Below are 13848 nucleotides of genomic sequence, written 5' to 3' on the forward strand. Positions count from 1 at the left end.
CACCACACCCCAGCGCACCGCCTGCCGCTGCCCGGCTGCGTTGATCAGATAAAACGCATTGATCCCGTTATAGCTCTCGGTGGCATAGCTGGCCGAGGGTTTCGCGGTTTTGACCCATTGCAAAAAGGCCGCCGTTTCCGGGTGCGCGGCAAAAAACGCCGGCATGGCACCGGGCGCAGGCTTGCCCGTGGCCGCTTCTGGGGCACCGGCTTGCAGCATCTGGTAGAACGCCTCAGGCGTGCCCACCGGGAACACCGGCATGCTGTTCATCCCTGTACGCCATTGCTGACCATTGGCCTGGGTAAAGCGCAGGGCAAAACTGCGGATCGGCACACTGCTGTCGGGGGCATAGTGGTTGCCACTGGGCAAGGCAAAACGCCCGACCACCGGCGTACGCCCGTTACCGAATACCTGCGCGGTAGACAACCCCTGCGCAGCACCACTGCCCTCAAAATAACCCGCCACGCACAGGCCCTTGGCATGGTTACGCCGGTAACCCGGATGCACGCCGTTATTGTGTTCCAGCGCATTGACCAGCTTGCCGGGGCTCAAACGCTGCGGGTCCAGCGTGCCGTTGACGTAATAGAACCCGCCGAGAATGACCGCCACCACCCCTCCGATGCCCGCCAGGCGCAACAGCACACTGGCAGGACTCAACGGGGGTGTGGCGGGCCGCACAGGCGGCAATTGATCGACCATATAAAACTCCGGGGCCACAGGACCGTGAGGTGAATGACCTATAGGACGCAGGCCGCAAAACCTTATTCCAGCCATGAACGATTAATTTTTTTCGACAACACCGGGAATAAGGCCTCATCCTGAACGTCTTGCCTGCACCCACCCAGTCATTTGGCCAGACGATGACCTCACTTGATGAGCAACTGCGTGAACTGATCCCGCGCCTGCGGCGCTTCGCCCTGTCGCTGACCCGTCATGCCAGCAATGCCGACGACCTGGTGCAAAACTGCCTGGAGCGAGCCCTCGGCAGCGTTGCCGATAAACGCCCTGACGGTGACTTGCGCGCCTGGCTGTTCACCATCCTGTATCGCCAGTTTGTCGACAACCACCGGCGGTCACGGCGCTATGCGCGCATGCTGGAATTTTTTACCGGCCGCGATGACACCCAGCCTTCGACTGAACGCACGGTACTTGCCCAATCGACACTCGAAGCCTTCGACCAATTGGCCACCGAACAGCGCGCCCTGCTGTTGTGGGTGTCGGTGGAGGGTTTGAGCTACAAACAAGTGGCCGAAATACTCGACGTGCCGATCGGCACCGTCATGTCGCGCCTGTCCAGAGCGCGCAACGCCTTGCGCCAACTCAGCGAGGGCGAAATCACCCGCCCTGCCCTGCGGAGACTCAAATGATCAGCATCCCGCCCAGCGAGCGCGATCTTCATGCTTACGTCGATCACGCGCTCAGCGATGCTCAACGCCATCAAGTTGAGCTTTATCTGCAAGCCAACCCGCCTATCGCCGCCCAGGTCGAAGCCTGGCAGCGCGATGCACAGAACCTGCGCTCTGCGTTGAATCAAGACTTGCTGCAACCGGCCAACCCGGCACTTGACCTGACGGCGCTGCGCCAGCGCCAGCGCCGACAATCACGGCGCCACTGGGCCAGTGCGGCGGTGCTGCTGATTGCCGTCAGCGTGGGTGGGCTGGGGGGCTGGCAAGCCCGACAAATCATCCAGCCTGGCAACCTGCCCATGAGCGACGCCCTGGCAGCCCATCGCATGTTTGCCGAGCAGGGTTTTTTGCCTGCGGACTATAACGTCGTGCAAAGCAGCGAGATGCAAGGTTGGGTTGACCGTTACTTCAGCCACGCCGAACGCTTGCCGGATCTGACGGGCGCAGGCTTCAGACCGGTGAGCAGTCGCCTGCTGACCACCGACCAGGGCGGCGCAGCGATGGTGTTATACCAGGATCGGCAAGGGCGCCAGATCAGCTTCTATATCCGTCCGCCTGGGCCACACAACAGCCTGTTGCCACGGGGTAACCGCCAGGATGGCGAACTGCAGGCCCAGTACTGGTCCGGCCCTGGCTACAACTACGCCATGGTTGGCCCGGCCGGGCTGCTGGAGACGGTGAAGCTTTAAACGGCGCACAAGTAGTACGTAGCAGCTGCCGAAGGAACGCAGCCTCGTTCCTTCGGCAGCTGCTACGGATAGCGTGCTCTCAAGAGCGGGTTTTATGATTCAGCGCCGCATAAAAATGGGCGCTTTGTTGCAGGTATTTCTGGGTATAGGCCGCAGACTTTTTGTCGCCAAGCACCGGGGTCGCGCTGGCAGGCAAAGCCACAGTAGCGGAGATGGCTGAAGCAGCAATTACAGAGAACAGATTGAAGTTCATGGCACTAACCCTCGACGATTCAGTTGGTTTGCTTGCCTTTTCAGGCCGTGCAACCAACTTAACGCCAAGGGCGATCGTGCAGAAATTCATTGCAGCACTAGCCTCTATCAGCGCAATTGATAGAGGCCAGCACGCCCTTGATTACGGGCGGTTGATAAATTTCACATCAGACGGCGCGTCCATTGCCAGGGACTGCACGGCCTTGCCCAGCTTGCCGCTGGCAGGATCACGCTCAAGCACCACAATGGCATTGCTCATCTGGTTGGCAATCAGCAAAAACTTGCCATTGGGGCTCAGGGCAAACTCGCGCGGGTGATCACCCTCCACCGAGCGGCGCTGGATTTCAGTCAACTCGCCATTGCCCGGGTCGATCGCAAACACCAGGATTTCATTGGCCTTGCCACGGTTGCTGACATACAGGAAACGGCCGTCAGGTGAAGCATGCACAGCACCGGCGGCACGGTTTTGTGCAGGCATACCCTGAGCCAGCTCCACCACCTGACGCTGCTTGAGCTGGCCATCGGCATAGTCGAACACAAACACCTGGGCACTCATTTCAGTGGTCAGGTACGCATGCTTGCCATCTTTGGAAAACAGCAGATGACGCGGCCCGCTACCTGCCGGCAACTCAATGAAGGCCGGTGCCGCGGCTACCAGTGGATGCTCCGGGCTGGCTACCGGGTCGTAACGGTAGACAAACACCTTGTCTGCACCCAGGTCACTGGCGTACACAAACTTGCCATCGGGCGAGGACACCACCGAATGCACATGCGCCGACATCTGCCGCTCGGGGTTGACCCGACTGGCCGGGTGGCTGCTCATCTGGGTCACAGGTTGCAACTGGCCTGCGGCGTCGATCGGCAATACCGCCAGGCTGCCGCCAGGGTCGGCGTGAACCCCGTAGTTGGCCACAAACAGATAACGCTCGTCGGCGCTCAGGCTGGAGTGGGTCGGCTCTTCGCCCAAGGTCTTGACCTGGTTGATCAGCGTCAGCGCGTTGGTTTTCGGATCGATGGCAACGCTACTGGCGCGCCCGACCACATCGGCCTGGCCCTGACCGTTTTCATTGACCACAAACAGGCGGGTCTGGTCTTTGGACAGGGTCAGCCACGAAGGGTTGGCAGCCTTGAACACTTGCAGCGGCTCAGGGGTGATATGCCCCTTGGCACTGTCAAACTGCAGGCGGTAGATACCCTGGCTTTTGCCCTGGGTATAGGAACCCACCAGCAGTTCGACTTCATCGCGGGACTCGGCCTGGGCCGACATGGCGCCCACGCTCAGCGCCATCAGCATTGGCAGCGATTTAAACTTCATCTTCAGCCTCGGCTTCATCGTCGTCGTTGTTTGCGCTCAAGGCGCTCAGGCAAACCAGGCGATGCTCGCCCGAGTCGCCCACCAGGGTCCAGCTTTGCAAACCCTGGTCAAACTGCGCCGCATCAATCTGTGGCGCAGTGAAATGCCAGCGCTTTTCAGCACGTCCGTCCATGCACTTGATGAGCAATTGCACATCGTCCAGAGAGAAATCCCAGGCATGCAGCCCGTCAATCACCAGCATATCGCTGGTTTCAAGGGCTGTGCGCAAGGTCTGGTTTGAATCGCTCATTGATCAATCACCTGTTGGAAAGGCGTAATGATAGGTCAATTGGGCCCGGGAACCCACGTACCCGATGCGCGATCAGGCTTCTTTGCCAAAAAAATGCGTCTTGAGCAACTGTTCGCTGATCGTTGCGTAATACACCTCGGGCACTTTCTGCCCCGGCCCGGCCTTGGCCTCCAGGCTCTTTTTACTGTCCATGCGCTGGCCGGGCAGCTTGAAGTGGGCCGCCGTCGGGTGCTCGTCCCCGCCACGCGCCTGGGCATAGTGCAAATGCGCGTACCAGAGCACCTGACCGGCGCGATCCTGCACGGCATATTCCTGCACGAAATCCTGCCGCTCACCGGTCATGGCGATGCGCTGATTGATTTTGGCCAATTGCACCTGGCCCTGCTTCAGCAAAAAATCCACCGTCACCGAGGTCGGCGGCATGCCCAGAAGGATGCCCAGCCCCTCGGCGCGCAACCGGGTTGATGCGGCCTCAAGACGACCGATCAATGCCTGGGGCGTATCGGGCACGGGCACCGCCACGGGCCCCCGATCGGGATGCAACGCCTTGATTTCAGCCACGAGCCGGTCAAGGTTATGGGCAAAGCGATCCAGAGAGCCATACAGCTCCGGCGGGAACTTCGTGCGTTTGACGTGGCTTTTTACGCGATGAATTTCGCCATTGACCTGCTTTAACAGGGTGGCAGCCTGGGTCCTGACCGTGCCATAGGGGCGTACCGGCGCGACCTCAGGCGTGTGCAGCTCGACCCATTGATCCGCCGCCGTCTGTTGATAGGCCGTCGAGACATTCGTCGACAGACCACCCGCCGCACGGGCCACCGGCAGGTCGCCGATATCGACAATTGACGCCTCGCCCTGTACTTGGCTGGCCCTGACGGTTCCGATCAGCAGTCCCTTGTTGCGCGTGCGCACGATTTTGCGCCTGGCGTTAGGCACACGGGAAGGCCCCGGCTGCGCCGGCAGCCATTCATCCCGGGCCCGGGCCTGCTCCAGTTGCATCGCCTCGGCCCGGGTATCCAGGGCCTTGATCACCGCCCTGACCTGCCCAACCTGACGTTGATCGAGCCGTGTCCCCGGGCGCATAAGAAAAATGCTCAACGCATCATCAGCCGCAGCGTAGTGCTCGCGCACATCACTGAGGACTTCAAGGCGTTCACTGCGGCTGAACAAGGTTTCGTCTTCAAGTTCGGACTGGTTTTTAGCCTTGAAATACAGCGGCCCGACAATCTCATCCACGGCGCGACGGTCATCGCCCAGCGGCTCCAGCGGTACAAGATCACGCAGCACCACCAGTTGATGGGATCGGCACAGCACATCGGAGCGGTAACGGGTGACCGTCTCACCCTCAATCTCGACCTCATAGCCGAAATAGCGCCTGCGCGCATCCTGCGCCTCCCTGAAACCCGACTTGGGCACCCCGCGTAGCTTCTCCAGATACCCCTGCATGGCCTTGAAGTCATTAACGGCGCCCTCCAGCTGTTCGAAAATCCTCAGGCAATCGGTTCGATAAGCCCCCGTTTTGAACATCGCGGCATCCACTACCTGCTTCTCGCCCCTGAACACCTCGGGGTGCATTTCCTGCAGAGAACGGCAGATACTCACTCTCGAGTCGAACAGATGCGCCGTCAGCAGGATCAGGTTCTTGTACTGCTGCGACACGATCACATGGTCATGGTCTTCCACCAGCAGCCCGTGCTTTTGCAGCAGATGATCCAGCGCCTCAAGGTATTCCGGCAGCTGCTTTTCAAACACCGCAATACAGCGCTCCAGCGCCTGGATACAGGCAGTCGGTGGCGCACCCTGAGCGCCGAGTTGTTCATAAGCCAGGGTGGCTTGGTTAATTTCAGCCTGCAGAACCGGCACCCGCTCATTGTAGAGCGCCATTTTTTTGCGCAATTCATTGATGCGCTTGATACGGGCGACGCCTCTGGGCAGAACCTGGGGCACATCGCTGCCTCCCCGCAGCCCTGCCTCGCGGGAAAACCGCCACACCCCCTCGTGATCACCCTGAATACGCGGCCCCCGCTCGGAAGGGTTACGTGGACTGACCAGAAAGACCCCTGACGAATCCATTCCGATTTGATAGGGGAAATCCTCAACAAGGGCATGCCATTTGCCGTTCAGTATGTACAACCCCTTATAGACCCCCTCCCGCACATACATATTTTGCGTGGCGGACCATTCCCCCCGGTTGCGATCAAGCCATTCGAGATGGGAAGGCTTGATATGCACCCAATTGTTGTTGAACCAGGCATGGTCCAGCTGGCTTTTATGGTTGCCCAACGGCACTGCGGGCAAGAAAGTCACACCTTCGCGGATAGCTGCAGGCACCGGGGGTTCGGCCTCCGGGGCAATGCGTCGCTGCTGAAATTCAGGCGGCAGCAGCGCGGTATCGGGGCGTAGCACCCTTGCCGGTAACGTTAACTGGGTGGGTCGCAGATGCAACAGGGTCAGCCCGACATTGAACAGCAGATCGATCAGCGCCGGCGCCCTGGAGGTTGAGTCAGGGCTGCGCAGGCTTTGCACATCCGTTTGCAACGCCAGCACTGTCATCACCACCGCATTAAGCACATGCAGCGCCCCTGGCAACTTGAGCATGGGCACCACCGTATTGAACAGCAGCCAGCCCCCTTCCAGCAGTGAGGCCCAGCGGCGCTCACTGTTGGACAGGGTTTGCCGGTCTGCCAGATCGCTCAGTGCCAGGGCCATTTCGGTATATAACGTATGCCCGAAGTCGCCCTCGAGGGCGTCCTCGCCCAGCTGGGCCGGGCGGGAAACAGGCGGCACGGGAAACTCGTCAAACACCCATGACGATGCCGGGAAAGCGCGGTTGAAGCCAGCGACCGCATAGCCCTCCCGAACACCGGCAGGCAGCCAGTCAAGGACGCTCTGCTGCAGCGGCCCCGGCGCCACAATGGACGCCCTGAGTGCCGCCCAGGACGGAAACTCCAGCAGCGCATCCTTATACAAGGGCCGATAAAGCACATGGGGCCCCGCCGAGACCTGTTGCGGGCCGATCACGAACATGTTGCGCACCACATCCGCCCGCGCCGTGGGCGCTGCCAAAAAAGCCAGCGGCCGGATCACCACCGCCTGCCCGGGCATCGTGCGCAACGCAGGGTCGAGCATCATCAGGCCCTTTACGCACTGATAACCGCGTTCGGTAAAGTTGCAGCGCTGGCGCAATTTGCATTCCAGCGCCTGCAAAGGTAAGTGCACCCGCAGCTCATCGACAAACAACCGCTCCCTTGCCTGGGCATGCTCGGGGTTGCCCAGCAGGCAGCGCCTGATCCATTGCGGGTAGTTCTGGCCAATATCGACCGCCTGAACCAGGCGCCGGACATAGTCCGGGGTCATCCACCAGTCCTGGATCAACTGGCCTTTGGCATGGTTGATGCGCACCGGGCGGCTCAGTGCGCCCCTTAGGTTTTGCACGGCCAGCTCGGTCAGGGTCAGGGTGTAAGGGTTGAGCGTGCCGACCGTGCCCTCACCGACCGGTCCCAGCGGCTGGTTAAAGGTCAGCACGACCTCGTCAGGGTTATAGCCCGGTGCCAGTGGCTGATCCCGGCCCATCCGCCGGCGCAGGGCATCGACCGTGAAGTCGTGCAGGCTGGGGATATCGTCGTTGAAACGACGGCCATTGGCCTGCTGATTGGTGCTGGCCAACGCCGTCAGATGGCTGCGATAAGCAAACCGGTCGGCTGCAGATGCCTGGCGCAACCACTCGGGCAGGCTGGCGTAGAGACTCGACAGGTCCCGCGGCGCACGTGCTTGCGTGGCGCTGAACACGGCTGAGGTGTCGGTAATGTCCAGCACCTGAACTTCCAGGGCATCAGTACTTGCCGGCGGCACGGGCGCCATAATGGCATCCAGATGACGTTCAAGTATGCACATGGCCTGGGCCTGCACGAAGTTGCCTTCAGGCTCATAAAGCACGCGGGTTATGGAGTCCAGTGCATAGCGCGCCGCCATGTCGCCGCCCCAGTGTTGGGTAAAGCCGCTGATGGACGCGAAAGCCTGAATAGTACCGTCGACCTTGCAGTGGAAAACGCCATTTTCGCCACTGAGCCCATGCACAATCAGCACATCGGGGGTCAGCACCTCCCAGGTCTTGCCCGCGGCCATCATCTTCGCGGCCACCGTGTAGACCCGGGTGCTGCTGTCGAGGCCGGGCAAACCGTAGCGATCGAGCCGGTCGGGGTAACTGAACACCGAGCGCAGCACCGCGCGCTGCCGGGCACTCAGGTTAACCGTGGTCTCGGCACTGGCCAGCAGTTGATCCTGAATGAGGCGCGACAACCAGATCAAACGGCTCGGCCCGGCATCGGCGGGTTGATTCCAGTACTCGACCAGGGCTTTTTGCAGCGCCACACGCCAGCCCTGCACCACGTTGCGCATCAGTGCTACGACCCGGCTGATGGGCGCGACAGGGCTCATCTGCGAATGGGCGGTTCTTACCCCGATAAAACACTCTTCGCCGGAGTAGTAGTCGTCGTTGAGCGGTTGCTGGCTGGCGATATGCTCCAGCAGCACATTGCTCAGCAACCGATAGCCGGGCTGCTCAAGCGCAGTACCGTCCGGGGCCACCGTATGCACCAGCCAGGTATGAAAAATATCGAAGACCTGCGGCGCAAAGGCCTCGGTCAATTGTTGGAGGAGCAACTGGTGAACCACGCTGCGCAGATTGGGGCGCAAGGCAAACTCACTGGCCACGGCTTGCTGGAGCAGCCGGGTGTCGGGTAAATCGGCTGTATTCACAGGGGTATCCTTCACTGTTGGGTCAAGGCAACAGTTAAAGGAATTTTCGGCCGTAACCTGGGGTAACGGGCTAGTGCATGGTCACTGAAATCATATCCATATCCGTATCCTTCGGCAGCTGCTACAGACCTAGGGCTTAGATAAAACTGCGCGGCTCGCGCAGCAAGACCTCCAGCTCCTCGGCCGGCAAAGGTCGGCAAAACAGATAACCCTGCACCTGGTCGCAACCGTTGTCGGTCAGGAACGCCAGCTGCTCCCGGGTCTCTACACCTTCGGCAATCACCTGCAAACTCAGGCTGTGCGCCAACTCGATAATCGTCCGGGCTATAGCCGCATCCTGAGGGCTCAAGGTGACTTCACGGATAAACGCAATATCAATCTTCAACTTGTCGATGGGGAAACGGCTCAGGTAAGCAAGGCTCGAATACCCCGTGCCAAAGTCATCAATGGAAATTTTCACCCCCATATCGCGCAGCGTCAGCAGGCTGGCCACGGTATGGGGCGTGTTTTCCATCAGCGAACCCTCCGTCAGCTCCACCTCGAGCAAGTGCGGATCCAGTTGATGGGCCTTGAGCGAACGCTCGATATCACTGACCAGGTCGCCTTCACAAATCTGTTGTGCCGACACATTGACCGCCACTTCCACCCCGCCAAGCCCCGCACCTTGCCATTGGGCAATCTGGCTGCAGACCCGGTCAATCACCCACTGCCCCACCCGGGAAATCAGCCCGAGGCTTTCCAGCAGCGGCACAAAAACCGCAGGCGAAATCGTCGCAACCCCTGGCCGGTGCCAGCGCAACAGCGCCTCGACGCCACAAATCCTGCCGTCCTTGAGGCTGATCTTGGGCTGGTAATAGACCTCGAAGGCCTGCTTGCGCACCGCATCACGCAGCGCGGTTTCCAGCTCTTGCCGGGCCAGCACCTCGACATTCATCTGGGCCGTGTAAAACCGGTAAGTGTCCTTGCCCGCCTGCTTGGCCAGGCCCATGGCGGTATTGGCGTGCTTGATCAGGCGGTGCGCCTCGGCACCGTCATCCGGATACAGGGCAATCCCGTAACTGGCCGTCATCGGCGTGTCATGCCCCTGCAGCCTGAACGGCTCGCGCAGCACCTCGCGGATACGGTCAACCATCTGCCGCGGGCCGGGCTGCCCCTTGCGGATCATCAGGATCAAGGCCAGCTCGTCACCGTCCATCCGCCCCAGGGTATCGCTGACATTAAGGCAATTGGACAGGCGCTGGCTGAACTCGGCCAACACCTTGTCCCCCATTAAATGGCCCCAGGTCAGGTTGATATTCTTGAAGTCATTGAGGCCAACCGTCACCACCGCCAGCTGCCAGCCGCGCAGCACCGCCTGGGTAAGGCCCATCTGCAAGGTGGTGTAAAACAGGTCGCGGTTGGGCAAGCCCGTCAGCGGGTCGTAATTGGCCATCTTCAGCAGCCGCTCATCAGTCCCCATTGCCGTTCGAAAACGCTCCAGATCGCTGGTGCGTTTTTCAAGCTGCTGCTCAAGCATCAGGGTATGCACCGCCTGATAATCGCCAAACGCCTTGAGCCGTAACAGATTGCGCACCCGCAACCACAACTCGTCACTGTTCACAGGCTTGCACAGGAAGTCTTCTGCCCCCGCTTCCAGCCCCAGCAGGCGCGCACTCTGCTCGCCCTGCCCCGACAGCATGATGATCGGGATATTGGCCGTGGATGAATTGGCCTTGAGCTGGCGGGCAACCTGATAACCGTCAGTGCCCGGCATCATCGCATCGAGCAAAATCAGATCCGGCTGCTGTTGCGCAACCGTACTCAAGGCCTGCTCACCCGAACTGGCCGTCAGCGTGTGGTAACCCTGCTCTTGCAGCAAGGCTTCAAGCAGCTCGCGAACATGAACATCGTCATCCACGATCAAGAGTGTGGCAGCTGTATTGGACATGGAACGCGCTCAAATAAGAGGCTGTTAGGTGCCTGATCCGCCGGCCTCCCTGGCTAGCGACCCGTGCCCGTTTAAAGATCCAGTAAAGCACCGATACCCGCGCTTCACCATGAACGCCAAAAACAAAAAAAGCACCCTGAGGTGCTTTTTTGCCTGCGCTGCGGGTTAGCCGGCCAGGCCCGCTGCCCTGGCCCGCGCAGCATGCAGCTTCTTGTAGCTGTCAATCAGGCGCAGGTGCTTGTCCAGCCCTTCCAGCTTGATGCTGGTGGGGGTCAAACCATGGAAACGCACTGTACTGTTCACCGAACCGATGGCGGCGTCCATACGCTCGTTACCAAACATACGGCGGAAATTGGCCTCGTAATCTTCCAGCTCCAGATCTTCGTCCAGTTTCATCTCCAGCACCGCATTCACCGCCTGGTAGAACAAACCGCGCTCCACGGTGTTGTCGTTGTACTGCAGGAACATCTCCACCGCCTCTTTCGCCTCTTCATACTGCTCAAGGGCGAGCCAGATCAGCAGCTTCAACTCCAGGATGGTCAACTGGCCCCAGGCGGTATTGTCGTCAAACTCGATACCGATCAACGTGGTGATATCGGTGTAATCATCCAGCTCGCTTTCCACCAGGCGCTCGACCAGCCCCTGCAGCGCTTCTTCATCAAGTCGATGCAGGTCAAGGATATCGGCACGGAAAAACAGCGCCTTGTTGGTGTTGTCCCAGATCAGATCGTCAGCCGGGTAGATTTCCGAATAATCCGGAACCAGAATGCGGCAGGCCTTGGCGCCGATATGCTCGTACACCGCCATATACACCTGCTTGCCCATGCCCTCGAGAATCGCGAACAGGGTCGCGGCTTCTTCGGCATTGGCGTTTTCGCCCTGACTGGTGAAATCCCAGTCGACAAACTCGTAATCGGATTTGGCACTGAAGAAGCGCCACGACACCACACCGCTGGAATCGATAAAGTGTTCGACGAAGTTGTTCGGCTCGGTTACCGCCTGACCTTCGAAGGTCGGCTGTGGCAAATCGTTAAGCCCCTCAAAGCTGCGGCCCTGCAGCAACTCGGTCAGGCTGCGCTCCAGCGCCACTTCCAGGCTCGGGTGCGCCCCGAACGAAGCGAACACCCCACCGGTACGCGGGTTCATCAGGGTCACGCACATCACCGGGAACTCACCGCCCAGCGACGCATCCTTGACCAGCACCGGGAAGCCCTGCTCTTCCAGCGCCTGGATCCCGGCCAGAATCGACGGGTACCTGGCCAGCACAGCCTGGGGTACATCCGGCAGGGCGAACTCACCCTCGATGATTTCGCGCTTGACCGCCCGTTCGAAAATCTCCGACAGGCACTGCACCTGGGCTTCGGCCAGGGTGTTACCGGCACTCATGCCATTGCTCAGGAACAGGTTTTCGATCAGGTTGGAGGGGAAGTACACCACTTCGCCATCTGACTGGCGCACGAAAGGCAGCGAACAGATCCCGCGTGCTTCATTACCCGAGTTGGTATCGATCAGATGGGAGCCGCGCAGCTCACCTTCGCGGTTATAAACCTTGAGGCAGTACGGGTCGAGAATCTCGCCCGGCAACTCATCCTCGGGCCCCGGCTTGAACCAGCGCTCGTCCGGGTAATGCACAAACTCGGCATTGGCGATCTCCTCGCCCCAGAACTGATCGTTATAGAAGAAGTTACAGTTCAGGCGCTCGATAAACTCGCCCAGGGCCGACGCCAGCGCGCCCTCCTTGGTGGCGCCCTTACCGTTGGTAAAGCACATCGGCGACTGCGCATCGCGAATATGCAGCGACCACACATTGGGCACGATATTGCGCCACGAAGCGATTTCGATCTTCATCCCCAGGCCAGCCAGAATGGCGGACATATTGGCGATGGTCTGCTCCAGGGGCAGGTCCTTGCCGGCGATAAAGGTACCGCCTTCAGAACCGGACGCCGGCATCAACAGGGCCTGGGCATCGGCGTCGAGGTTCTCCACCTCTTCAATGACAAACTCGGGCCCGGCCTGCACCACTTTCTTTACCGTGCAGCGGTCGATGGAACGCAGAATGCCCTGACGGTCCTTCTCGGAAATATCCGCCGGCAACTCGACCTGAATCTTGAAAATCTGGTTATAGCGGTTTTCGGGGTCGACAATATTGTTCTGCGACAGGCGAATATTCTCGGTGGGAATATTGCGCGTCGAGCAGTACAACTTCACAAAGTAAGCCGCGCACAGCGCCGACGAAGCCAGAAAGTAATCGAACGGACCAGGAGCCGAACCATCGCCCTTGTAGCGGATGGGCTGATCGGCAACCACGGTGAAGTCATCGAACTTGGCTTCAAGTCGGAGGTTGTCGAGAAAGTTGACCTTGATTTCCATGCGGGATTACCAGAGTTGCTAACAAATAATGGCGGCCATTATCCGGCTTTTACGCGTGAAGTGTTGTGCTTTTGCGCATAACCCGCGGCCAAGCGCCCCCGCTCCTGGAGCAACTGCCGAAGGAACGAGGCTGCGATCGACTGCGCAGCAGCCGTAAACCCTGAGAACCTGAGAACCTGATTTAACAGACACAACACATTGCCTGATTTTGCGACGACTTCGTCGAAGTGCCGCATCACGCCGAACGCAGCCTTCGTTCCTCGTCAGCGACTACAGCAATAGAGCAGTACACGCGAACTGAACAGGCCGGCCGGTCGGCCGCCTAGGGGCGCAGTGCTTTTGATCTGCCTGCCCTCCCGGGAGGCCGAGAGGAGGTTCTGTGGAGTGGGTCGACCGGCATGGATGCCGGGAGAGCCGTGATGGGCCATGGATGGCCCGTGACGGCGTGCCCACGGAGCAGGACCGGAGCGAGGGAACCTGAGCGCAGCGAAGGCCGTACGATGGGGCGAGGACCTTTTGGTTCATTTTGGGTCCTTCCAAAAGGGACTCGCTGTAAGAGCGAAACCAATATTCCAGTTAGACACAAATGCCGGATATGTACCCGGTGGATCTGTTATTTAAAGCTAAATAACGCGCCTGTCGCCAATCAGGCGCGTGCTGCTTCAGTGCGTTGCCAGCGTATCCAGCGACTTGTCGACATACCCCTTGGCCAGCTCCACCAAGTGCATGACCGACAACACCAGATCGCGCGCGGGCCCGCTCAGGCCATTCCCCGCCTCATTCGCGCAGGCACCCGCACAGCGCAACAAGTCTGACGCCTGGGCCAGGGCCGCTTCTGAATT

At 59.9% G+C, this 13848-nt stretch carries 10 protein-coding genes; 2 read left to right on the forward strand and 8 right to left on the reverse strand.

Annotation, left to right across the window (positions count from 1 at the left end; all coding sequences use genetic code 11):
- On the reverse strand, positions 1-699 hold a 699-nt coding region (locus GHO03_RS21675; RefSeq protein WP_153400506.1), incomplete at its 3' end, for a catalase.
- A gap of 161 nt (positions 700-860) precedes the next feature.
- On the opposite strand from GHO03_RS21675, the gene GHO03_RS21680 reads away from it, so the two are divergent.
- Both GHO03_RS21680 and GHO03_RS21685 read left to right on the forward strand, forming a co-directional pair.
- Positions 861-1367: a sigma-70 family RNA polymerase sigma factor gene (locus GHO03_RS21680; RefSeq protein WP_095000559.1), complete on the forward strand. Its 507-nt coding sequence runs from the start codon at positions 861-863 to the stop codon at positions 1365-1367.
- A complete protein-coding gene (locus GHO03_RS21685) occupies positions 1364-2095 on the forward strand; it encodes an anti-sigma factor (RefSeq protein ID WP_095039215.1) in 732 nt (243 codons plus the stop codon). The genes GHO03_RS21680 and GHO03_RS21685 overlap by 4 nt, the downstream gene beginning before the upstream one ends.
- Positions 2096-2174: 79 nt before the next feature.
- On the opposite strand, the gene GHO03_RS21690 is transcribed toward GHO03_RS21685, so the two are convergent.
- The 7 genes from GHO03_RS21690 to GHO03_RS25185 form a co-directional block, all read right to left on the reverse strand.
- Positions 2175-2438 (reverse strand): hypothetical protein, encoded by a 264-nt coding sequence (locus GHO03_RS21690; protein WP_130871612.1) that lies wholly within the window; start codon positions 2436-2438, stop codon positions 2175-2177.
- A gap of 51 nt (positions 2439-2489) precedes the next feature.
- Positions 2490-3662: a lactonase family protein gene (locus tag GHO03_RS21695; protein WP_138738922.1), complete on the reverse strand. Its 1173-nt coding sequence runs from the start codon at positions 3660-3662 to the stop codon at positions 2490-2492.
- Positions 3652-3951: a DUF5629 family protein gene (locus GHO03_RS21700; protein ID WP_095000562.1), complete on the reverse strand. Its 300-nt coding sequence runs from the start codon at positions 3949-3951 to the stop codon at positions 3652-3654. The genes GHO03_RS21695 and GHO03_RS21700 overlap by 11 nt, the downstream gene beginning before the upstream one ends.
- Positions 3952-4023: 72 nt before the next feature.
- A complete protein-coding gene (locus GHO03_RS21705; RefSeq protein WP_153400507.1) occupies positions 4024-8709 on the reverse strand; it encodes a dermonecrotic toxin domain-containing protein in 4686 nt (1561 codons plus the stop codon).
- Positions 8710-8845: 136 nt separating this feature from the next.
- Entirely contained in the window at positions 8846-10636 is a 1791-nt protein-coding gene (locus GHO03_RS21710) for a bifunctional diguanylate cyclase/phosphodiesterase (RefSeq protein ID WP_153400508.1), read from the reverse strand.
- A gap of 165 nt (positions 10637-10801) precedes the next feature.
- The gene (locus tag GHO03_RS21715; protein ID WP_095018129.1) at positions 10802-13006 is read right to left on the reverse strand and encodes an OsmC domain/YcaO domain-containing protein; all 2205 of its coding nucleotides are present in this window, start codon (positions 13004-13006) and stop codon (positions 10802-10804) included.
- 662 nt (positions 13007-13668) lie between these two features.
- On the reverse strand, positions 13669-13848 hold a 180-nt coding region (locus tag GHO03_RS25185; protein WP_372241776.1), incomplete at its 5' end, for a DUF6124 family protein.

The organism is Pseudomonas sp. FSL R10-1339, assembly GCF_009600545.1.
In the GTDB taxonomy this organism is placed as follows: Bacteria; Pseudomonadota; Gammaproteobacteria; order Pseudomonadales; family Pseudomonadaceae; genus Aquipseudomonas; species Aquipseudomonas bubulae.